Source organism: Paenibacillus oceani (assembly GCF_014705615.1).
GTDB classification, from domain to species: Bacteria; Bacillota; Bacilli; order Paenibacillales; family NBRC-103111; genus Paenibacillus_AB; species Paenibacillus_AB oceani.
Genome location: NZ_JACXJA010000041.1, coordinates 83,845 through 107,396, shown reverse-complemented (window position 1 = coordinate 107,396; position 23,552 = coordinate 83,845). Strand labels below are relative to the sequence as shown.

Annotated in this window: 19 protein-coding genes; 8 read left to right on the top strand and 11 right to left on the bottom strand. The window is 47.6% G+C overall.

Annotated features, from left to right (window positions below):
• The first annotated feature begins 114 nt into the window (after positions 1 to 114).
• Both IDH45_RS25730 and IDH45_RS25725 read left to right on the top strand, forming a co-directional pair.
• A complete protein-coding gene (locus IDH45_RS25730; RefSeq protein ID WP_190931009.1) occupies positions 115 to 720 on the top strand; it encodes a serine hydrolase domain-containing protein in 606 nt (201 codons plus the stop codon).
• Between the two features lie 756 nt (positions 721 to 1,476).
• A complete protein-coding gene (locus IDH45_RS25725; protein ID WP_190931008.1) occupies positions 1,477 to 1,833 on the top strand; it encodes a hypothetical protein in 357 nt (118 codons plus the stop codon).
• Between the two features lie 314 nt (positions 1,834 to 2,147).
• Here IDH45_RS25725 and IDH45_RS25720 read toward each other — a convergent pair whose 3' ends face one another.
• Positions 2,148 to 2,948, bottom strand: a complete 801-nt coding sequence (locus tag IDH45_RS25720; RefSeq protein ID WP_190931007.1) for an AraC family transcriptional regulator — start codon at positions 2,946 to 2,948, stop codon at positions 2,148 to 2,150.
• Positions 2,949 to 3,227: 279 nt separating this feature from the next.
• Between IDH45_RS25720 and IDH45_RS25715 the strand changes: the two genes are divergently transcribed.
• The 6 genes from IDH45_RS25715 to IDH45_RS25690 all read left to right on the top strand — a co-directional run bounded on the left by IDH45_RS25715 (position 3,228) and on the right by IDH45_RS25690 (position 13,838).
• Positions 3,228 to 4,559 carry an ABC transporter substrate-binding protein gene (locus IDH45_RS25715; RefSeq protein ID WP_190931006.1) on the top strand — a complete coding sequence of 444 codons (1,332 nt, stop codon included), beginning with the start codon at positions 3,228 to 3,230 and terminating at the stop codon, positions 4,557 to 4,559.
• Positions 4,560 to 5,365: 806 nt separating this feature from the next.
• Complete coding sequence (locus IDH45_RS25710; protein ID WP_190931005.1) at positions 5,366 to 6,805, top strand: L-fucose/L-arabinose isomerase family protein; 1,440 nt, start codon at positions 5,366 to 5,368, stop codon at positions 6,803 to 6,805.
• Between the two features lie 21 nt (positions 6,806 to 6,826).
• Complete coding sequence (locus tag IDH45_RS25705) at positions 6,827 to 9,355, top strand: hypothetical protein (protein WP_190931004.1); 2,529 nt, start codon at positions 6,827 to 6,829, stop codon at positions 9,353 to 9,355.
• 185 nt (positions 9,356 to 9,540) lie between these two features.
• Complete coding sequence (locus IDH45_RS25700; protein WP_190931003.1) at positions 9,541 to 10,608, top strand: Gfo/Idh/MocA family protein; 1,068 nt, start codon at positions 9,541 to 9,543, stop codon at positions 10,606 to 10,608.
• Between the two features lie 3 nt (positions 10,609 to 10,611).
• A complete protein-coding gene (locus IDH45_RS25695; protein ID WP_190931002.1) occupies positions 10,612 to 11,487 on the top strand; it encodes a sugar phosphate isomerase/epimerase family protein in 876 nt (291 codons plus the stop codon).
• 212 nt (positions 11,488 to 11,699) lie between these two features.
• Positions 11,700 to 13,838 carry a glycosyl hydrolase family 28-related protein gene (locus IDH45_RS25690; RefSeq protein ID WP_190931001.1) on the top strand — a complete coding sequence of 713 codons (2,139 nt, stop codon included), beginning with the start codon at positions 11,700 to 11,702 and terminating at the stop codon, positions 13,836 to 13,838.
• Positions 13,839 to 14,507: 669 nt separating this feature from the next.
• On the opposite strand, the gene IDH45_RS25685 is transcribed toward IDH45_RS25690, so the two are convergent.
• The 10 genes from IDH45_RS25685 to IDH45_RS25640 all read right to left on the bottom strand — a co-directional run bounded on the left by IDH45_RS25685 (position 14,508) and on the right by IDH45_RS25640 (position 23,487).
• Positions 14,508 to 15,446, bottom strand: a complete 939-nt coding sequence (locus IDH45_RS25685; RefSeq protein WP_190931000.1) for a hypothetical protein — start codon at positions 15,444 to 15,446, stop codon at positions 14,508 to 14,510.
• Positions 15,447 to 16,115: 669 nt separating this feature from the next.
• Positions 16,116 to 17,258 carry an extracellular solute-binding protein gene (locus tag IDH45_RS25680; RefSeq protein ID WP_317891289.1) on the bottom strand — a complete coding sequence of 381 codons (1,143 nt, stop codon included), beginning with the start codon at positions 17,256 to 17,258 and terminating at the stop codon, positions 16,116 to 16,118.
• Positions 17,258 to 17,650, bottom strand: a complete 393-nt coding sequence (locus tag IDH45_RS25675; protein WP_190930999.1) for a VOC family protein — start codon at positions 17,648 to 17,650, stop codon at positions 17,258 to 17,260. Before IDH45_RS25675 ends, IDH45_RS25680 begins: the two co-directional genes overlap by 1 nt.
• A gap of 88 nt (positions 17,651 to 17,738) precedes the next feature.
• Positions 17,739 to 18,068 (bottom strand): ArsR/SmtB family transcription factor, encoded by a 330-nt coding sequence (locus IDH45_RS25670; RefSeq protein WP_190930998.1) that lies wholly within the window; start codon positions 18,066 to 18,068, stop codon positions 17,739 to 17,741.
• 8 nt (positions 18,069 to 18,076) lie between these two features.
• On the bottom strand, positions 18,077 to 18,706 hold the full coding sequence (locus tag IDH45_RS25665; protein ID WP_317891288.1) for an SRPBCC family protein: 630 nt from the start codon (positions 18,704 to 18,706) through the stop codon (positions 18,077 to 18,079).
• A 273-nt stretch (positions 18,707 to 18,979) separates the two neighbouring features.
• Entirely contained in the window at positions 18,980 to 19,513 is a 534-nt protein-coding gene (locus IDH45_RS25660; RefSeq protein ID WP_190930996.1) for a hypothetical protein, read from the bottom strand.
• A gap of 137 nt (positions 19,514 to 19,650) precedes the next feature.
• Complete coding sequence (locus IDH45_RS25655) at positions 19,651 to 20,166, bottom strand: GNAT family N-acetyltransferase (protein WP_190930995.1); 516 nt, start codon at positions 20,164 to 20,166, stop codon at positions 19,651 to 19,653.
• Positions 20,167 to 20,462: 296 nt separating this feature from the next.
• Positions 20,463 to 21,203 (bottom strand): creatininase family protein, encoded by a 741-nt coding sequence (locus IDH45_RS25650; protein ID WP_190930994.1) that lies wholly within the window; start codon positions 21,201 to 21,203, stop codon positions 20,463 to 20,465.
• Between the two features lie 29 nt (positions 21,204 to 21,232).
• Positions 21,233 to 21,688 carry a hypothetical protein gene (locus tag IDH45_RS25645; RefSeq protein ID WP_190930993.1) on the bottom strand — a complete coding sequence of 152 codons (456 nt, stop codon included), beginning with the start codon at positions 21,686 to 21,688 and terminating at the stop codon, positions 21,233 to 21,235.
• Positions 21,667 to 23,487, bottom strand: a complete 1,821-nt coding sequence (locus IDH45_RS25640; RefSeq protein WP_190930992.1) for a glycoside hydrolase domain-containing protein — start codon at positions 23,485 to 23,487, stop codon at positions 21,667 to 21,669. The genes IDH45_RS25645 and IDH45_RS25640 overlap by 22 nt, the downstream gene beginning before the upstream one ends.
• Between the last annotated feature and the right edge of the window lie 65 nt (positions 23,488 to 23,552).

The following is a 23,552-nucleotide window of genomic DNA, read 5'->3' as shown; positions in this document are numbered from 1 at the left end:
AATCCCCCTACGCAAGTAGGAGGATGGATACGCCGGAGGGTATAGGGAATCCCTTGCCCCATCTGCCTCGGCGAATGCCGAGAGGCTACGATGGATAACGGGAGGGATGCTGCTATGAATTTTTCTGTTTCGTCCGAATGCTCCGACCGGTCTTTTCTCGCTCACAACCATGAGACGTTGAGGACAAGGATGAACGAGTATCTGCAAGCTTACGAGAAATTGGACTATTTTAGCGGATCTGTACTGGTAGCGCACAATGGCGAGATTGTGTTAAACGAAGGTTACGAGATGGCCAACCGGGAGCATGATGTCAAAAACACACGTGATACGATCTTCCAGTTGGGGTCCTTAAGCAAGTCCTTTACAGCGGCCGCGATCATGATACTGCACGAGCAAGGCAGCATTAGCACGGATCATACGATCGGCCGGTATTTAGCGGATTTTCCGAATGGGGATAAAATCACCATTCATCATCTGTTGACGCATACGTCCGGTCTATCACATCCCGTAGGCCTGAACATGAAAGTACCCACGAGGCTGGAGAATGTTGTACAAAAATTTCGCGACCAGCCGCTTGCCTTTCCTCCAGGAGAGCAGTTCCAATACGGGAATTCCGGATATATTTTGCTGACCTATTTAATTGAGCAAATCTCGGGGAAACCGTTCGTTTTTTCCGGACAAACCCGAACATCTGGTACTGGAGCAACCCGCGTGTTATGAAGGATTTGCCGGAACCTATGAAGCGTTTATTCCGATTCATGTAACCGTGGAGCCGGGGCGTTTGTTCATTACCATATTCGGGTTCAAACTGGAGCTTTTCCTCCAATCGGAAACTGCGGAACAGATTGATTTTATGCGAAAGCGGCATATGTACGTATTTCTTTCCAGAAGAATGATTCCGGGAAAATCGACGGGGCGACCATACATTGGCTTGGGGAGGAAGGATATTACGCCAAAAGGAGAGAGGAGATTCAACATAAAAAATGGTAGAAGGCTGCGATTTTATACACAGTCCCGAAATTGAACCTTACGATGATGGACGGATGACAATTCCCTTGCTGAAGAGGAACGTGATTATCGTCTGTAAGGAAGGGAACATTGAAGCTGCTTAATGGAGAAATATATAGTTAACATAATATTTTTTATGTAAACTTATTTTGATGTGCATACATAACCCATAGTTGAGCAATCCCTATCAATGACTGCCTACTGCGAGAGCACGATATGTGGTTTGGTAAATATCGATTCTTGTCCAGGCTACAATCGATTTTCATTTTTCGTGAGCGAACGCCGGAGGAGAGCGGGAGGACCCGCTACTGTCACGGTTCAAGTAGTTAGCGCGGCCGCAAGGTACGACTGAAGGGGGAAGATTGAAATGTAACCACATACAATTTTGCGCAAGGAGAAGAGTCTCTCTAAAGAGGAGTCCGGGGAGAGGTGCCTACCGATTGGGTCAGCCGTAGGAGGCTGTGCCCCGTGTACGATGTACTAATTACTATGGCTACAATCAAAGTTGTCGTATATGTCAAAGATCTTCCAGTAAATGATGGTTTGCTTAATAAATTGATCCTTATTCGTAGTATGAATCAAAGTATGAATCAAATATTTCGAGATTACCCGGATTCATTATCCATTAGTATTTGGAATGATGAGGGGACCGCGTTAAAATATATAAAAGGGGATTATGTCAAAACTTCTCCCACAGGTTGGGAAGGGCTAGATCATCAAAAAGCTCGTATTTATAAAGACGACAAGGGTACTCATATTAGTTATGGAATAAGCCGTGACGATCATGAGCAGCTGCATTTCGGTTTGGGAAAGGTAACAAATTAATAATACCATTCCAGCATCCGCCGCGGGCATACGTAAGATCGACATTCCCATGCAATATCTGATACTAACGATACAATATATTTGTAAACGGTTCGCCACAGTTAATCGAGGAGAGGTAAGGCAGGAAGGGACTCGTTCGTTGACGTGGCGAGTCCCTTTGTACTTCCAGTTTGCGGTTTTGAAAGCAGCTCCCGGTAATGCGCAAACTTGCATCTCAAGACGAAATCCGTTGTTTCATTTCACTTTACAGACTGGATACTCAGCTGTTCCAGAATCGGTATGGGTCAACTGGATCCCCAACTCATTGATTTTCCCTAAGATAATGCGGAGTCCCGCCATACCTTCGTACGTTCTCTCAAGTAGGCCGAAGGCGGCAATCCGGTCACTTTCTTAAACACTTTGTTGAAATACGATTGTTCGCAAAATCCTAAGTAATCGGATATTTCGCCTATCGACATATGGGAGTGGATCAACATGTTGCACGCTTCGGCGATGCGGATTCGTTGAATATATTCGGTAATTGTCCGGCCTGTCACTTGGCGGAAGACCGTGCTGATATAGTTTGGCGTTCGGTCGACAAATCGAGCGAGAGTTGAAATGTTAATATCTGTACGGTAATGATTCATGATATAGTTTTGAATTTGCATGACGATGGAGTACGATTTCGTTGCCACTTGCCGCGAATCGGTTTCGCCGTTTACGACAGCCAACATTTCCAACAATACGCTGTGATAGATCGTTTCATAGTATTCGGGCTTACGTAGCCAATATTGTGTGAGATCGGAAAAGCGGTTTATCAAATAGTCGCTGTTAAACAGCCGTACATGTAAGTACTGGTTATTTAGCAGCATAGGAACGGTTGGCTCTACGCTTCCTTCCACACGGAAGTGAGCGACGTACCAATGCATATGGGATTGCAGGTTTTCAACGGAGCGCGTCACGCCTTTCGGCACGTAAAGGGCGTCTCCGCGCTTCAAGTGAAGATCATTTCCTTCGACTGTATAAATGCATGCGCCCTCCGTCACCAAAAGCAAAATATGGTTGCTAGTCAAACTTGGAGGCACGATCCAATTCGTTTCGCAGCGTTCGAAATAAATGGCTATTGGCGAAATCATCGGTAATCACCTTCTGATTTAGTATGAAACCAACCGTCGTGTTCGATCACATCATGCTCTTTATGTACCACACAAGTATAAATCGGAACCGTCTACCTTGTCCAACCGGGCGATTTCCGACCAATCAAATCGTAGATTCCTACCAATAACCGTAATCAGGTTCATTGTAATCAAGTTTCTTCGTAGATAAGATAAAACTATATGTGGCCGCATATGAAGTTGCAGTTGAACGGGATAGAGTAAGCGTTTTCTTGTCTACATCATTTAGGGGGGCTATGAATGAAAATGGGATTGAAACAAACGTCACTGCTTTGTGTTATCGGATTACTAGGAGCAGTACTTAACGCTTGTGGAGGCTCAGGACCGACACCATCTGCTGGGATAGCTGAGCCATCGGATGCAACGCAGCAGCCGTCCGTCAGTACGGCACCGGTCACACTCACTTTATTCGCCAATTTGACTCAGGAATACATTGATCAATACATCGTAAGTCATATTAAGCGGGAGCTACCGCACATTACGATTAAGACGATTATCGAAGGAAAAGGCTCGACTGCGCAGGATCTGGTTACGGCGGGAACGATACCCGATCTATTGTTTTTTCCGAATAATAAGCTGCTCGATTACAACGAGCTTGGGCTGCTAACCAATCTGGATCCACTGATCAAGGCGCATAATATCGATTTGTCGCGGATCGACGACGGACTGATTGACAGTGTCCGCAAATATTCCGAGAAGGGCGAACTGCTGACGATGCCGTTCGGAACGGCCAACTATGCGCTCTATTACAATAAAGACATTTTCGATAAGTTTGCCGTGCCTTACCCGAAAGATGGCATGAACTGGGAAGAGGTATACCAGCTTGCTGTCAGGCTTACCCGCAGCGAGGGCGGAGTGCAGTATAAAGGATTCAACTTTGCGCCTTCGATTTATCTCGGCTATAATCAGTTGTCCGCTCCTCTCGTAGCCGATGCGAAGGCGGGGAAAGCGTCGTTTACGACCGATGCGTGGAAGAAGCTGTTCGAGACTTACGGAAAATTCACCAATATTCCCGGCAATGAAACGGCAGCGATCAATAATGACGATTTTACGAAAAATCGCACGGTGGCGATGGGAGCGGGAACGACTTTGTTTCCTACATTGCTCGCGTTGGATAAGGAAGGCAATCCGCTAAACTTCGATATCGTTTCATTCCCGTCGTTCCCGGAAACGCCGAAGACGAGCTTGCAATTTTTGGCCAGTACGTTTGCGATCTCTCCGACAAGCAAATATAAGGATCAGGCGATGCAAGTGATCAAGGTGCTGCTGTCGGATGAAGTGCAGAAGCAAGGCGCAGGCATTCTTCGCCTAACCGCGCTAAAAAGCGAAGAAGTGCGCAAGGCGACTGGCAAAGACTATCCTTCCATTGCCAATAAAAATTTGAAGGCGCTCTATGCGAATAAGCTTGCGCCGACGAAGGAAGCGAGCAAGTACGACGAAATTGCCCGTAAGGCGCTGACAACTTATTTCAGCCAATATGTGCAGGGTCAAAAAGACCTGAACACTGCCCTTCGGGAAGCCGAAGAGGATGTCAATAAAAAAATTGCTGAAGAGATGGCAAAGAAGAAGTAATCCGACAGTACGAGTAAGCTGCATCAAATTTTCTCCTCAGACCGGTATGCCAAAAGCATGCCGGTTGTTTTTTATGTTCAGTTGAAGCTGGAAGCCGTTTCCGCTAATCTATTTGATTCTGGTCATCTTAACATCAACCTAGCTCCAATGAACTCTAAAAACATTCTACACCACGGCGAACTAAAACCAATCTGAGTACGTCCTGGTTCTCATCATTCAGCAATGTTTTAAGCAAAAACAAGTGTACGAAACGGCAACCGGGGAATTCATTATATCTCGAAATCCTTCTTCATTTAACACATATCGTAGTTTTACTCAAAATATCGTTGTTACAATCATGGCTCGTTACCGGATGAATAGCTATGATTAGGTTGTAAGGGCCCTTGCGTATGCGATACGGATTCAAACGTTTATTTCTACTTCTTCATTCCAAACGAGGGGGAAGATAGAGAAATAAAAAGGGTGGCTATCCATTGTCGGTTAAGCGCTTACATCCACCCACTGGCGCAGCTGCGGCACGGATGAAATTGCGAGGAGGGGAGAGCAACGGAGGCGCACTGAAGCAGATTAAGGATGCAATCCGCAGTATTCCGATTTGGTGACAATCGCCTAAGGGATGAATGGTCAAAACCGCCGGGAAGGCAGGGAAAAGGGGCAGCGTCGTACGGCTGGTTTGGTTCTAGCAGCATATGGAGCACCTGCTTAGAGTGGCTGGGGGAAGCTAACGATGCCAGACATGCTTTTACTGCTGCCCGCCTACCCAATCCGAGATGGATATTCAGCTCAAGTAGAGGAGATAGAGAGACATGCGACAATTGGAGAGAAAAAAGGCACGGATCGGCATCGTTACGGTAGGACACGAGCCTTACTGGGCGCAATTTCCGGGATTGAAGGAGGAATTGGAGGGCTACGGCAAGCAGTTCGAGCAAATGGTTAGTGGGTTTGGTGTTGAGGTGGTATACGCCGGATTCACGGACAATGTGGACCGATCGTTTCAAGCTGCGCAATATTTGAAGACGCAGGACGTGGATTTGCTATTTTGCTTCTTGAGCACCTATGTGACGTCGTCTACGGCAGCGACCGTCATTTTGCAGTCCGGCATTCCGGCAGTACTGGTGGCGCTGCAGCCGCAAAATCGGCTCGATTACCACAACACGACAACGTACATGCAGTTGGCCAACGACAACATTTGTTCACTTCCGGAAATCGGCGGCGTGCTCATCCGCGCGGGCAAGCCGGCCATGGGGATCGTCGTCGGAACTTTGCGCGACAACGAGCACGCCATAACCGAGCTGAAGCAATGGTGTCAAGCAGCAAGAGCGGTCCGGGCGTTCAAATATACCAATATCGGTTATTTGGGACATACATATGAGGGTATGTACGACATGAACTCCGACCCGACGGCATTCACGACCGCTTTCGGTGCGCATGTGCGCATGTTGGAAATGTGCGATTTGGCCAAGCTGGTGCGAGAGGTGAAGCCCGCGGAAATGACCGAAAAGCTTGAAGAAATCCACAGTATGTTTACGATAGCTGATCCGTTTATCGATCCGGTTACCCGGCCGGTATGCCGGGAAGATCTGGAGTGGGCAGCGCGCGTGGCGGTCGGGATGGATAGGCTGATCGTAGAATTCGATTTGACGGGCATGGCGTATTACTATCGCGGTTTGGATAACAACGAATACGAGCGGATCAGCTCCAATATGGTGCTCGGCAACTCTTTGCTAACCGGTAAAGGCGTGCCTCTCGCCGGCGAGGCGGACTTAAAGACGTGCGCCGCTATGCTGATCATGGAGAGGCTCGATGCTGGAGGTTCGTTTGCGGAACTGCACCCATGCGATTTTGAGGACAATATCGTATTGGTCGGCCATGACGGCCCGCATAACGTGAAGATCAGCGACGGACGGCCGATCATCCGAGGACTGGAACTGTTTCACGGCAAACGCGGCTCCGGCATCGGCGTCGAATTCAGTATAGCTGCTGGGCCCGTAACGTTGCTCAGCATTTCCCAAGACGAAAACGGTAAGTACAAATGGATTGCGGCGGAAGGAGAATCGATAAAAGGGCTGATCCCTAAAACGGGAAACACGAATACACGCTGTCGGTTTCATAGGGGAGCCGCCGAATTTGTCGAGCAATGGTCCATGGCCGGACCGACGCATCATTTTGCGCTTGGTGTAGGGCGGATGAACGCGCAGCTCGCCAAAGTGTCCCGGATGATGGGAATGTCGCTTGAAATCGTCTGATCAAGGGAGGAGAGCATGAAGATGCACGCAAATTGGGAACGGAGATTGGATTTCGATACGACGACAAACGTGGGAGTGTATCCCAACGAAGCGGGAGGGAAGCGGCCGCTTCGCCGCGTCTCACTGGAGATGAGCTTGAAGCCGTTTCGCCGTATGGAGCCGGCGTATATCGAGCAAGTATGCACAGAAGCGTTCCGGCAATGGCTGCCGCTGATCCGGATGGGGGACATGTGCACTATACTGCTGTGGGTGTCCGACGGCAGCGAAATATTGGAATGGGATGGTAACTTAGAGAGGGAACTGGAGTGGGCGAAATACATCGGCTTCGCAAATGAGGAGATGTTCGGCCATACTCCCGGCGACGGTAATCCACAGACGGCGATTCCTTATATAGATAGCCCGATGACGATCACGTACAGCGATTTGCGAGAAATCGTACGAACGTTGAAGCGTGTTGCCGCCGAACAATTTGGGGTGAAGCTGGAAGTGGGGGCGACCTTTGATCCCGGACCGGAATTCGCCTATTCCGAATTCAAATATAAGCGACATCCAGAAATCAACCGCGCCTGGCTAGGCGGACGCGAAATCGCCCTGAAAGACCACTATACGGTCGTTTGCCCGTGGTCGAAGCTTAATGCTGACCCGACGCCGTATGCCGGCTTTCCTCAGGGGATAGAAGAAGGGACTTCGTTTGGGACGTTTCTCGGCCGCCAATGCGCGAGCTTTCTCCCCAAGCTAGAATTCGACTATATTTGGTTTTCCAACGGTTTTGGATTTTCCTACTTTCCGTGGACATACCTTGGCGCGAACTTCGACGGGAATAAGATGCCGCTTGCCGATTACCGCGAGCTGAGTGGGCTCGTAATGTCGTTCTGGGACGATTTCAAGCGGGAGTGCCCAGGCTTTCGAACGGAGGTTCGCGGAACGAACTACGGATCGGGCATGGAAGCGGCCAAAGATTGTATTCCGCTACTTGAGCTGTACGACAAGCAGTACCTGGAGTTTCCACCTCCGAACTCGCCGTGGGCGGCCATGAATTACGACTTCGGCCTGGAACTTGCTGGGTATATGTCACGGATCGCCTATCTGCCGAAGGAGATGTTCATGTTTCGATTTTACGTTAATGATCCGTGGTTTTGGCAAAATCCGTGGTGGGATTTTTACGACCGTGAGCCGCACGACATTTATTGCCCATTGTCTGTTGGCCGGCTGAATGCTGACGGTCAAATCGAGGGGCCGAGCATTGTGGAAATCTTGTCCATCGACACCGAGAAGGGCAGTTTGTGGGCAGAAGGGCCGAACGAAGTTATCCCGCATATGCAGCGAGCGATCCGCGAGTTCCCGGACCAGCCTGGTTTGCTGACATGGCTTTATCCGTTCCGCGAATACCAGGAGGCGGTCGCCGAAGATGTCAGCCGGTCGGGAACAATATTTTTCGAGGAATGGCTGATTCGCAATGCCATCAATGAAGGTTTACCGCTGAATACCGTAGTGAGTACCGACAATGTCGCTCTCATGAACGCACAGCGGCTTGAGGAGCTAAAGAAGTCTACGGTGCTGCTCGTTCCGGGATCGTTGCTAAAAGGAAAATGGTCCGAATGGGCGACACGGTATATACGAGGCGGCGGCCGGATACTCATATACGGCAAGGTGGAGGACGAACAACTGTGCGCGATACTCAACTTGCGTCATACGGAAGTCGGCCTCGAGGGGGAAATGGATCTTGAGCTGCGAGTAGAACAGCCTGATTCGTCCCAGATATCCGAGCCTGCCTTGCGACTCAACCACGGCTTGCTCATGTCCGCCGGAGCGATCGACGAGACAGTCGCCCAGGCAAACGATCTAGGGACAACTGTACGCGCAGAGGTCCGGCAGGGCGAGAGCTCCCACGTGTTCGCGCTGACCCGGGAGCTGCCCGAATGGCAGGGAGGTCGCGCCAGTTGGGTCAGAGGTTCCTTGCCTTTCGTTGCCGGAGCGAAGCCGGGGCACCTGCCAGTACGTCAAGAAGGCTACTTCGCTGATTCATCGGTTTTGCTGCGCTACGCGCTTGACGATTTTGGCTGGACGCTGCGCCAGGCGCGCGTCGATGCCGAGTCCCGAGCGGTTATGCTATTCATCACCCGCAGCGACAACGCTTATTGGTTTACCGGCTGCGCCCAAGACACGTCGGTCGCCTTCCGGCTGGGAACTCCCGAAGGAGTGCCGCTGTTCCCGGGACAGACTGTGTATGTAGAAGATGGTATCGCGGATTATCGGCTGGGGCGGACGTTTCATGACGAATGCCGCATATTCGTGCGACAGCCGAAACCCGGTCTCGTGTTTTGCCAAGAAAAAAGCCCGTATCCAACTCGGGTAAAGCGCACGGTTAGAACGATCGCTGCATCCCGTTTGAAAGAGGCGGACTTGACCGTTTACCCGCCGCTTGAAGCTTTAAGAAACGGCTTGGTGGAAATAACTCATAATGGGGTACTGATTAAACCGGAGCTTCATCCGAACAACGATCGCTTGATCGTGAAGAACATCAGCGGAGCGATCGGCATCTCTTGGTAGGTTAAACCGAGCGGCTCTTAGCAGGAGGGATACGATCCAGGCTCTACATGAAAATTAGATTTCTTATATTTATATTGATATTTGTAGAGGACTGCTGCCAAATAATCGTTTTCGGTTAATGATTAGCTAGCCGTTATGGATAAATACACTATGGGCGCTACGAGCAGAAAGGAAGATAACCTGGTATGCCTAAACTGAAAGTAGGCGTTATAGGTACAGGAGGCATTGCCGATATTCATATGCGCTCCTATTCCGCAAACCCTGAAGTCGAAATGTATGCGATCTGTGACTTGGTGGAGGAGCGGGCCAGTGAAAAGGCCAAGCAATACGGCATAAGCAAAATTTATACCGATTACCTCGAAATGTTGAGCGATCCTGAGCTCGAGGCCGTAAGCATTTGTACACCGAACCATCTGCACGCTCTGATTTCGATTGCAGCCATTAATAACGGAAAACATGTCCTGGTCGAGAAGCCACTCTGCAAAACCGTCGAGGAAGCGGTCGAAGTCGAGAATGCGGTACGGGCGAGCGACCGCGTGTTACAGGTCGGATTCGTACGCCGTTATGGTAGCAACACGAAAATTGCAAACCGTTTTGTCGAAGCGGGAGAGATTGGCAACGTCTATTACGCTAAAGCGTCGTGCTTGCGCAGAATCGGTAATCCGGGGGGCTGGTTTTCCGACCAGAAACGATCGGGTGGCGGTCCGTTGATCGATTTAGGCGTCCATGTCATCGACCTGTGCTGGTATTTGATGGGCCGGCCGAAGGTCAAATCGATAAGCGGAAATTCATACCATAAGCTTGGAAACCGCTCCAATATCGAGAACCTTGCCTACTACAGATCGGCGGATTACGACCCAGACAAGAACGACGTCGAAGATTTAGCGAACGCCTTGATTCGCTTTGAGAACGGGGCTTCTCTACTAGTTGACGTAAGCTTCTCCCTTCATGCGAAGCAGGATGAAATCTCGGCCAAAATTTACGGAGAAAAAGGCGGCGTAGAGCTCGAGCCCGAGCTGCTGCTGGTCAGTGAAAGACATAATACGATCCTGAATGTTACGCCACAGGTGGACAATCGCGGCTTTGACGGCATCAAAGCCTTCGCGAATGAAATCAACCATTTTGTCGATTCGTGCTTCGGACGTACCCAAACGCTTAGTCCAGTAGAGGATGGCGTGGAAATGATGAAAATGTTATGCGGCATTTACGAGTCGGCTAGAATCGGCAAAGAAATTCAATTCGGGGAGACGTAGCAGATGAAGATGACGAATAAAATCGGTGTCATCGTGGACAGCTTCGGCGTCGGCGTGCGCGAAGGACTGAAAGAAGCGGCGGAGGTCGGAGCGGAGGGTGTGCAAATTTACGCCGTATGCGGAGAGATGGATCCGGATAACCTTTCGGCTGGCGCTCGCAAGGAGCTAAAAGTATATATCGACTCGCTAGGGCTCGAAATTGCCGCTCTATGCGGCGATATCGGCGGCCATGGCTTCCAGGATGCGGCGGCGAACCCGTTGAAGGTGGAAAAGTCCAAGCGGATTCTCGATCTGGCTTTGGAACTGGGCACGAACATTGTCACCACTCATATCGGCATCGTGCCGGAGGAATCACACCCGATTTATGGAAATTTGCTAAAAGCATGCGACGAACTGGCCAGTTACGCAGCGGAGCGAAATGCTTTTTTCGCAATCGAAACTGGGCCGGAAACGGCTATTCATCTCAAGCGGTTCCTGGATAAGCTTTCCTCCAAAGGAGTTGCTGTAAACTTTGACCCTGCGAATTTTGTAATGGTTACCGGAGACGACCCCGTCCAGGGCATCTATACGCTTAAGGATTACATCGTACACACCCATGTCAAGGACGGTGTCAAATTCCACAATTATGTTGATCCGATAGCCGTATACGGTTTCTTCGGACATAAGGGGATGTCGCATGACGAAATCGCCAACTTGGCAAGCGAGGGAGAAGCTTTCCGCGAAGTTCCGCTCGGAGAAGGGAGCGTCAAGTTCGATGATTATTTCGCCGCGCTTTCGGACATCGGCTATAAGGGTTATTTAACGATCGAACGTGAAGTCGGAGACAATCCGAAAAGCGACATCCGCCGCGCGGTCGAGTTTATTAAGAAGTACCGCTAGACGCATATTCAAACAGAGTACTACAACTCCACTGAATGTTGTATGGCAGATTTGTTAAGCCTTTATACGAATCTTCGGATATATTAACCCGCAAATTTGCTTGTTTACATCTCCCGAAATAACATATATTGGAAATAATATTCCAATCCAAAGCATCACTAAAATAGTTCAAGAAACCGAAACACTTATACACCAAACAGGAGGAATAGAACATGAATGGAAAAACCAAAGGAGAGCAATCAAATCGGAGAATAGAGATGAAGGAGAGATTAAGCAGAAGAGAACTCGTAGCTTCGATCGGAATTGCCGGAGCGACGATTGCAGCAGGCGCATTTTTAAGTAACAATATAAGCTTGGCGGCTGGCAATAACAATAGCGAAACTGTAACAGGAAGTGTTTACGGCAATGGGGGCGGATGGGAATCAAATTGCGTTCTTGCCATCACTATTGCCGAATTACGGACGATATCCACAGCAAAATCCGGGAATGTTTATTATGTTACGGATCAGGGGCAAGAGGGACCTTTTTATTATGACTCCTTCGATTCGAGCTCAGCAGATAACACCGGAACCATTATCGTTTCTTCAAGTGGATTGAGGTTCAAACGCATATTTGATGGTGCACTCGATGTCAAATGGTTCGGTGCTCGAGGTGACGGTGTCGCGGATGATACGGTAAATATCAGAAAAGCAATTGCCGCTTTACATGACGGAAGCAGCCTATATTTTCCCAAGGGGGAATATATTATTGATTCCGGATGCTTAGTAATCAGGGGATTAAATCGAGTCAGTATTTACGGTGATGGGGAGTCGTCTTGGATACATCCAAATGGACAAGGGCCGACAGGTGTAAAAAGTTATTTTCATACAACCGTCGCGATAGATCAGTGCAGCAACCTGCAAATCAGAAACTTACGTATCGAAAGTAAGGGAGAAAATTGGGGGAATTCCGACGCCGGCGTCGGTCAAGCATGGGGTGATGGCAGAACAAACTTCTGCATCGAGAAAGGAGGACACGCTCTTCTCGTGGCTCGAAGCACTTCGATTACCGTACAGAATATTACCGCCCGCTATTGCGGCTCTGTTGGAGTGATGTATTTCTCCTCTTGTGACGATATTTTGGTGAGGGATTGTTTTGCGAACGCCAGCTCATTAGGCTATGCGATGTATGCCATCGACAATTGGTGCGCCAATTCCATTAACATGAAAAGAACCTACAACTTTATTAATTGCAACGGTTGGAAGGAGCCGGGATATTCGATTTATTCGGGAAAGGGAGGGATTGTAGCGGAAGGAGACCAATCACTAGTACTGAATGTGAATATTCAGGGGGGAATATTCAAGAACTGCAGAATTGGGGGAGATGCGAAATCTCTTGGATGTGCCGTCTCGGCCATTTTTACCAATTTAACGATGCATGGAGTGGTATCCGACGATTGTCTCATAGGACTGTTCGCGGGAGCACGCGGCTTGAATGCGACCAAAACGGTTCATAGAGTGATCGGCTGCAGCTTTATGAATAATAAAGTGTCAGGTGTGTTTCTAGACTTTAAGAATCCCGGAAGTGGATTTCATCACCTTTATCTGAAGGATACTGTTATTCAGACGTCAGAAGAATCTGCCTGGCATTCTTTTGACGATTTGAGAGTCAAAAAATCGAGTGGCATTGTCAATACAAACTATTTGAGCGGTAGAATCCATCTTTCCAATGTGACCATTACTGGAGCCGAGTATGGAATTTATTCAATGGATTATCTCGACGTCAAATGTTTATCTAGCGAAATTCATGCCACTAAATATGCATTTAATATCTATGGAGGGGGTACATATCAATTATCGGGTTCAGACATCATTTCGGATAATGACACTGCTTTCTTATTCCGAACAGCCAACCTGAATATGTCTGGCGGGAGTACAAATACAAGAACTTTGCGCACTTACATCACGAACAATTATATCAATTCCAATGTCGACCAAAATCTTTTCTCCGTCACGGGAGCGATCTCGGACGTAGAAAGTTTAACCGTTAAGGACAACATCGTGCGAAACGGATATCTTTATTTCAATCCAGGCTCTGCTCAATTCGTACAATTGGATGAAATTTTAAGTTCCATTACGACTAAGGTTGATAGTATCGGACTAGCAGGGACGAATACATTCGTCATATTAAAATTGCCCAAAGACAAACAGTATAATTATACGAAAATTTATACTGAAGCTGGCACTTTATTCAACATTCTTGGTTCAGTTAACGATTATGGTGGCTCGCGAGGAACCTATCTTATTTATTTGCACGGCGACGTCCGTGCGTCTTTTCCGGCAGGTTCTATTTCCAGGGTAATAGGACTGTAGAGCAGTATGCGCATTTAGAACCTATTGTCAGATGATCTAAAAAACACAACATATTCAAAGTAATAGATCCGAGAAGGTCAACAGCCGGACGGAAGCGATACTTCTGCCCGGCTGGGTAAAATCGTAAAATGCTCAATCAGTTCGTTAAGTTCCCTTAGCATAACAAAATGAGGAACTTTGATTGACTATTGACTATACGAATAAACAGTGTTTGGAAATGAGTGGTCAGGATTGGAAGTAGTGCCGTTGTTGATAAATTTATTTCGATACAATGGATGGTTAGAGATGAATGGTTTGAACGGATGAGCGTTTCAGTAAAGGCGAAATCTTGCGTCATGTGATTGCTCATGAAATTAATTCAATCATATGGGGTCAGAGCTATCCCGTATGGAGAGACATTGAACTCCAACCCAACCAAACCAGTCTGTGCGTTGCGACGTCATATTCGAATTGAATACGTTCACATGTTCACAAAACCCGTATTTTATACATATGTCTATAATCGGGCAGACTGCGCCGATGATTTTTAGCTCTTGTCGGATGACAAGAACCTTATCCCATAAATGACAAGAACTTTATCCCATTCCCGACAAATTGTGCAGGCCTTACAAACGAAAAAACGAAAAAACCCAACGCAAATTCCGTTGGGTTTTCAAAACATTGTATTTCTTAAATTGTGAGCCTTGATACGTACTGATCGACGTAAACTTGTAATGATTTATCCTGTTCAGTATTCGGCTCTTCGAAATTTCTCATGGATACACTTTGTGGTGTGAACGAATTCATATTTCGTAATTCTTTCTTTACTCGTTTTGATTTGTGAGGACATTGCATGTTGTAAATTATTTTTTCTAGTTCTACTATATTTCTTGATTCTTTTTTTATTATGTGAACCTCTTGTGGCTCATTTACATTGAATTTGTGTTTAAATATCATATTGGGAATACTTTTTGTTGCCATTATTAAAACTTGATTCCAATCAGGAACACGAATTTGTTCAGATCCATCTTTTGCAATCTCAAGCCATTTATAGAAGTAATTTAAACATAAATCGGATGTGAATCGATTTACAATCCAGTCAAACAGTCTTCTGTTATCAAATTCATAAAGATTGGTGTGGCCAAACAACTTTTCTTTAAAGTCATTTATATGATTTTGGATAAGTTGAGTTGCAAATTCAAATCCATCATATGTTCTGCGATTAGTTTCATCTGCTCTTATAGCAGTGTGAAAATGATCTGTCTGCAGCAAGGTATGTTTCCAAAATACATAGGCAAATGCATACGGACATATTTGAGGAAACGCCCCTTCCTTCTCCTTCCGGAGCTGTTGTAGGGTATGTAAACAAATGTGGTGATTAGCTAAGTATTTTTTTCTTACAAATCTGTCTATGGCTCTGAAACATTGTTTATTTTCATCATATACATGTTCTTTGAACTTCTTACTTAAAGAATAGTCCCTCTTGGTTATCTTCTTTATATGTTCACCGCCAGGAAACCTTGAGGTGATGGCTGGTTTGAGATTAAACATGTCAACAGAAACAGACCGAGAAATAAACAGTAACCGATCTGTTTCAGTTTCAACTCCCCTCCTTGCTAACCAGTTCAACACGTTATCATCCACAATCTTTGCATGGAAATTCCATTCAGACCACTGTGCCAATGTAATATCGGATAATTTATATCCGCATTTACAAGTAAAAGGGTCACTGAAACTGTTGTCACTCAGTAAGAAGGGTATTTGATTCAAACAGCCCGGGCATGCACTAACCAAGTCGATTTGATGAGTGGGACAACATTTAACAAGTAAAAACTGATGCAACCAGCTGTGATAACCCTTCTTCACACACTCAGAACACCACTTCAATGATGGTGGAAACCAAGTATGACTATGCTTAGAAAAATATTCTAATGGTTTTAGGATTGACGAGATTGTGCATCGGTTATGCCTGATCAGGTCAAATTCCAGATATTCCAATAATTTGGCCGGATCAAATCCACTTAAATGAACAAACTCCCTTCTTTTAAATAGATTGAACAAATTATTATATAAGCATTTTAATGAAAAACTAGAAGAAATCATCAAAAGAACTGCGGTCCCATAATAAGCAATTCTTAAAACTACGGAAAAAAAGAACCATTCACTTATTTAGCGAAATGGCTCAAATTGTCCTATTAACACATTATTTCTCCAATAACAAAATCTAAAGACCTGAAGCTACAGAATTATTTAAACAAGAATACATCCAAAAGATAAACTATGCCAAATCTTGTATCTTTATTTATTTTTCTTTAATTCCGGTTCCGCTGACTTTGCTACTTCAGTCAAACTTGACTTAATATCCTGATTTTGTAAAATGGTTTGTTCCAACTTCTTTTGAATATCTGTCTGAATATTCATTAAATAAGGATTACGCCCATAGATATCATTCTTTATAAGTGGAAGAGATTCCATTAATACCGATATGAACTGATCCTTTTTCATTGCACTATATACAGATTTAGATATATTATATGAACTTTTAAACAGATCGGTTGTGATCTCATTACTATCCATCGTTACAAACTTCATAAACTCAAAAGCCAAATCTGCATTTTTAGAATCCTTAAGGATCCCCATTCCTGTAATACTACCATGAATCGACTTAGTTCTTTGAGAAAATGAAGGTTGCACAACCACACCCATATTTTCTTTTTGCTGGTCGGTGAGAAGAGAAAGTTCATTATATTTTGAAACATACATTCCTACCGTACCCTTCTCAACTTCGATCGGAGTATTCGTTATGTATTTGGGTTGAACAATACCTTCATGAACCATCTTGGAATACCATTCGATGGCAGATACACTACTATCGCTATCTAGATACCCTTGCATCGTCAAACCATCTGGAGAAAGAAAAGAACCGCCATTACTAAGAACCAATGATGACAAATGATGATTGGTTAATGGAAAGATCGTAGTGACACCATTTTTTGAAGATGAGGTATCGTTCTTAAGTCTCTTAGCGATCTCAGCAAAATTATCCCACGACCAATCACTTTTGGGTTCGGAAATCCCTAAAGAACTAAATATTTTTTTGTTATACATTACAACAATTGGAGTTGCCCCAACCGGAATTGCAAACAGCTTATCTTCATACTTAAAATTGCCCAATAGATTTGTATCGAAAAATTCGTTAAGATCAGTTCCATTTATTTTTGCTAGTTGTTCGATGTCAATAAATCCATTCTTACCTACAATCGATGGAAGAACGGCGCTACCAAACAAAACTAAATCAGGCGATTTTCCAGCATCAATTACCGCCTTTAATTCATTCGTAATACTTGTATTTGATATTGCATTTGTTGTAATAAATTGAATGGACACGTCGGAGTGCGAAGCTTCAAACTTTTCTTTGGCACGATTATATAGCTCCGTTATTATGGGAGATTAATTTGCCAAGCAACTCCGAATTTATCAACTACCCAACCAAACTTTCTGCTGAACGAGTAATCGCCTAATGGCATTAAGACAGACCCGCCCTCAGATAATTGTTTAAAAAGACGGTCAATTTCTTCTTCCGTCACAGCCGTAATAAAAAGAGAAAACGAAGGTGTAAAATTAAAACCATGCTTGACATGACTATCGATGCACATATATTCCCGGCCCTTTAACGTAAAGGTGGCCTGAAAGACGCTTCCCTCTTCACCTGCTTGATTGGCTCCATAACGAGAGATGCTCGTAATCGCCGAATCCTCGATGATAGAGGTGTAATAATTCATCGCTTCTTCCGCGTTTCCTTGAAACATTAAAAATGGCGTAATCTTTTCCATGACGGGAATGGCTCCTTTTTCTTATTTTTTTAGCGTCGCTGCGGCTGCAAGCAAATATACCACGATAGTCTGAAGGTCTACGAACTTTTTAACTTTTCCGCATCTTTTTGCCCCTCGCGATCTCCGTTTCAAGAGCGCTGAGCTTCGGTTCCCAGAAGGAGCGAAAACGATCGAGCCAAACGTCGACCTCCTGCAGCATCCTAGCGTCCAGCGAATAGATGCGACGCTGTTTATCGATCTTGACGCTGGCAAAACCGTTGTCTCGCAGAACTCGAAGATGTTGCGAAACGGCCGCCTGGGTAATTCCAAAATCATGCTGGATGACCTCAACAATATCACCTGAGCGTCGCTCGCCCTCAGCAAGTAGTTCCAAGATGCGGCGTCTTACCGGATCGCCAAGTACGTCGAAGGCATTCATACGGCCCCCTACAAACCGCTGCCTGTGTAGAAGTCCGTGACCTGCTTCGCTGCGGCCTCGGCCCAAGACGGATTCTCACCGGCTGCAACGGCCGCACGCCGCCAGTCCTCGCTGCAGTCAGCCATGAAAGATTTCCCTTCAATTGAGGCGCTAAAGGCGTTTTCATCCAAACGGTCCATCTCGCCAGTCGAAAGGTGAAACTCCAACCCGACCAAAGCCAGGTCCCAGCCGACACCGACCGCACCCGGTCCATAGTTTTTCCAGTGATCGTCAATCGGGCAAATGTGAGACAACGTCAGGCGGGACCGTTCCTCCCCTTCGGCGGTTATACGCAGCTCGACCCAACTTAAGCCACCACCGAATTCCCAGGTCACGGAAAAATAATGCGGCGGCACACATTCGGTAATTAAGCCACCGGCGTTATCCTTAATTTGATACCGGCCTCTGAGTTTCAAGTCTCCGCTTACCGGCGCAAACCAGCGGAGCAACCGCTCAGGGTTGGTCATCGCATCCCAAAGATCTTCCGGCGTCGTATCGTAAGAGCGCTCCAGCGTAACGTTACGGGCAGGCTTTCCCTCCCGCTCGAGCTCCGACACTGTTCGGGTTACAGCACCCAAACAAGATTCTAAACTGAACACCTTACTCAGCTCCATTACGAATTTTTTGCAATACAATATTTCGCTTATACAAGTTTATGCTTATATAAACTCTAGCTTGTATTTATGATTATGTCAAGTCCGCGGACGGTTTGACGATGTGCGGCCTGAACGTTGCATATAGGATGTATCGCGCAAAAGAAAAGGCGCCGCCAACTAATCCGCAGCGCCTTAATCGTTTGCCACGCTCGCATGGATAAACAAAACAAGCGGTTAGGACTTAGTGTCCCAACCGCTTGCTAATCTTGGTTATAATTATGACTGTAGCTTCATGCGACTCCCGAAACTGTGGCACAAGGCTTCCAACTCACGAAACGGAACGGTGTAGAACGTTAAGTCGTTCACTAGCGACTTCATCGAGCCGGGCAAGGCACAAAGTTTGGAGAACAGCTTGTCTGATTCCCCCTGGTCAGCCGAAGTCCAGAATTGAACTTGCACGACGTCGGGGTTGCCCGCTCTCATCTCGGCGACGAGCGCTTGCAGTCCTCTTATAAATAAAGAGGTTCGCCGATATTCGCTCCGAATAAAGGCAACCTCGACTTGGCATATATGCCGATCCTTATATTCATTGGCTCCCGTGCCGTACACGAACCCTGCGGCAGCTGCTAGTTCGTAAGGCTCTTCATCGATCACGAGCATGCCCTTCCCGAACATCAGAGGGCTGCTTATAAAGCTGAGTTTCATCGCAAATGGATACGGCAAATTCAGCTCGGCGTGATGCTGAAGCAGAAAGCGGATATACGCCTCATGGTCCATCTCCATGTTACAGGGGCGAAACTCGAACGACATTACTTCGGTTGTGCTCTCAAAGTATCGTTCAAGATCGCGATTTTTCCTAATTTGCCGCCGGTTTTCTTGTCAAATCGAGGGGGGATGACGATCATGGGGATCCTCCTTTGGTTGTATAATTCGGTTTCCTGTTATCATTATACCTTGCCGTATTTATTTAAGATACCCTGTAATTTGTTAATTTTGACACAAAACACGAGTTGTTCGAGTTCCGTTCCTTCTCGCGAATAGCTGGTATCGGTAAATTTGGAATACAACCTGCGCAAATATGGATTGTCCGCAAGAGCGGCCAGCCTGATTTCCTGCACTTCCGGATGCAGCTGCGCGATCTGGTTCACCGTATATTGCAGTCCGGTGAGGAATAGGCGCGTCCCCCGATAAGCTTTATCGGCAACAGCCATATCCAAGAAAGCGATGTCTTTGTCCTGAAAATCCCGTTCTGGAGTCCCGTGATAATAAGCGGTCGCCCCGATAACCTGGTTATTCGTGTCTTCAACGAATACCAGGTGGCCTTGAGTTAAATAGGTGTACAGAATTTCTACCATGTCCAGCGTGTAAAAAGATCGATGCAAGTCGTGCTTGTGATCGAGAACGAACACACACACTTTGGCGAAATCGTCATCGGTTGTACAGCGTTTGCATTGCATGGTCATAACATGTGTTCTCCTTCCTATTCCACAGAGCGTCGGTCCGACGGCATTATAATACTAGTAATTTCCGGTTTGATTGAGCAAAGACAGCCGATCGTTTGACGGCTGCCTTCTAGTTTTTTATTGATCTCTCACATTCGTTTATTGTAAGGGAATAAATGAATTAATTAACAGTTTATCATTATAATTCGATAATGATTTCTTGTCCAGAGTGGTAAAAAGATTCCGGCTGTAATCCTAAAACGATTCCAAAAACCTATCACAACCGAAAGGATTGCCCAGCTTCGGCCGCAATGTCGTTACCTCAAACTTGCCTTTAGACGTTTCAGCTTCTCCAGGTAATCGATGGCCCGCGGGACAAACCGTTCGGCGATCAGTCTCCCCTTCTCTGGCGTAGCGGAATCGGGATAACCCCAATATCCGTCCGCGCATAATTCAGTCATGTCCAAATAATCCAGCATACTTTGATCCGCTTCGGGCAACACACCGCCGTCGGGAACCGGCTGTCGGACAAGATCGGGACGCAAATGCATGATCAACGAAGTTTCTTTCTCACCTGCGTGTATATCGCTCGAACCGGGATGTTTGAATGGGCTGTCGTCTCCAATTGCGTTTATGATCGCTCCGCTCAGCAGCACGACCTCCATCTCTGCCTGCCGATCCGCGTAGTCCCGGTTCAGTTGTCGGATCGCAGGTTTTAAAATATAGTTGCCGCCATGCCCGTTAACGAGCAGCAGCTGCTTGAAGCCCGAGCTGTAGAGCGAGTCGGCAATATCGCGGATCACCAGCGCCAAAGTATCTGCACGCAGGTAAACGGTTCCAATTGCCTTGCGATGCTCGATCGAGGAACTGATCGCCAAGGTCGGAAGCAAAAAGGCATCCAGATGCTGCGCCAACTGTTCCGCATATTCGGCGGCGATCATGCTGTCCGTGCCTATCGGCAAATGACTGCCGTGCTGTTCGAGGGCGCCGACTGGCAATACCGCGATCTGCGGCTGCGCCTGCTCGAAGTCCCGCCGCGTGTTGTTCATGGATAACATGGAGCTTCCCTCCCGGGTTCAGGTCACTGTCAAATAAAATACGGCTCGCCGTATACCGACACCTCCAGCACGCCGACGATCTCCTCCTCGGAGTTGCGTACCGGGTAATAGACGGTTTCTTCGCCTCCCGAACGGATGCGCGAGGTCGGCATACCGGCAAATGCGCGGAAAAGCTCCGGCCCCATCTCGATAATATGATGTCCTTCGACCGGCAACGATCTGCCCCCGATCAGTGTCTCCGCTCGGCTCGGATGGTCGGGCCTCCGCACCCATAGACAGCAAGTGACGTCCCGGCGGCTGCGATCGATCCGTTCCGTCAGCAGCAGCGTACGCTTCAGCGCATTGAAGCTGTCCTCGTCAAAGTCAATATCGTCACCGCTGACATAGCTGCGGCGCTCCGGCGTCATTACCTGCTCCAGCCAGTCTCCGCAGAGAAATAGCGAACCGACTCTGGCGATCTCCATCAGCTCGTAAGTATGAGACATTCCCTTGCCTCCCCTTCAATGATCCGCCATAATCGATGCTTGAGCTGCTCGAACAACAGAGGTGACCGGCCGATATGGAGAGCCGACGGGGACGCTTCACTCAGCAGTTCGTTCGTCCACTCGTACGGGGGCCGATCGATAAATGCCGGAGGCTCCGGCCAATCGAATGTGCTGTCGCCGTCCAGGATGGAGCCTACGAGCCGGGTCATCTCGTTTCTGCTGGGCTCGCCGTGATCCCGGATCCACTTCTCCATACATTCCGAAACCTGCATTGCGTTCCGCAGCACCTTGAGCCGGATCGTCGGGATCGGACCCGGGATATCGAACAACCGATCGCCCGGATAAAACACGGCCGTTTTGCCGTTGCTGGCGGGCGTCCGATGCCAGTCGCTCCCCCAATCGACGTTGTTCCACAGCACAAACCCGTTCAGCCCTTGAGCAACGCTGGCCAGCGGCGCGATTGCCGAGCCGAGCAGATTGTGATCGATCGGTTGAGCGCCCAGATAATACCAGAACAAGCAGCCGCGGCTTTGCAGATACGACTGTCCTTCCGGATACCACTTCATAATATTCCGGTTAACGACCCAATGCCTGATCACATCCGCGTATTTCCCGTAATGCAGACCGTAATTCCAACTGGAGTCCGTGCGGAAAATAAAACGTGCCCCGTCTTTGCGCTCCAGCACGTCCGAAGCAAACCCGTAGAAGATGTCGTTGATTTTCTCATCCCAGATAAACCGGGTTTCGTCGCCGTCGTAGGGGAACAACTTGTATCGCTTCTTATGATTGAAGAACAGCTCGAACCGGGTCGATAACCAGCCGCGTTCAGTGAAATGCTCATAAAACTCGCGAAATACATTGGAGAACTCCGTAGCGTATCCCTTCAGCCCGAACTTGATATAATCAGCCGGCCAGTGGAAATTTTGCGGCAAATACATGTGGGGAATCGGAATCTCCCCCCGCTTCGTGCCCTTGAAAGCCGATCCGTCCAGATAAGCGGAGAAATGCTCGTCGAACAAGGACCAATCCTTAACGCGAAGCGACTTGCCTGCGCCTTCCAGCACCGGAGCGAAACTTTCGGGAATGCGTCCGTCATGCGAGTAAGGCAGATTATGAAACACAGTACGGTGTTCATGCGACATCCGATAAAATTGCTTTTCCACCGCAAAATACGATCCGTCGCGGTACCGCTCGGCACGGCGCTCGAGATGGGCGAATTTCCAGGAGATTGAATCGGCGTAGTTGTTCAGACTTGCGGTAATCGTCGATTCATCGGGTACGATCGCCTTCAAAACCGTCAATTGCCACTCATGCCTATCCGCGCTGGCTCCTCGCCGGATCGTAATCGTCCCCGAATATTCGCCAGGAGTCGTATCGGCAGGTACGAACAGATCCATCCAGATTCCCGCATATTGCTGATGCGAAACCGCATTCAAACGGGATACGGACGCAAGAGGGCTGCCGGCCGTTTTCCCTTGCCCCCATGGTACAAGCCCGTCGGGATAGTAACGCTTGCCAATGAGATGGTACCACTGTACATAAAGGGAGTATTCCTCTGCCGAAATGCCCGCATCGCCCTCTCCTCGCAGTAATTCCGGCAAAATGTCTATTTCCTCCGGTCCGTCCGCCGTCATGTCCAGAATAATCTGAAAGGACACATAAGCGTTCCGAGGCGAAACGGACCGAAATGGACGGTCGACAAAGATTGGCTGATTGCGCAGCTCCTCTTCCGTTTCCAGCGTTTGGCCGCTTTGCGGACAGACGCGCAGCATATCCGTGATCAACCAGCTTCGTTTCATTGCGGCTCCCCCATCTTCTTCGGACTAATAAAACCTGCCACTATCGTAGCACCGGCTGCATACGA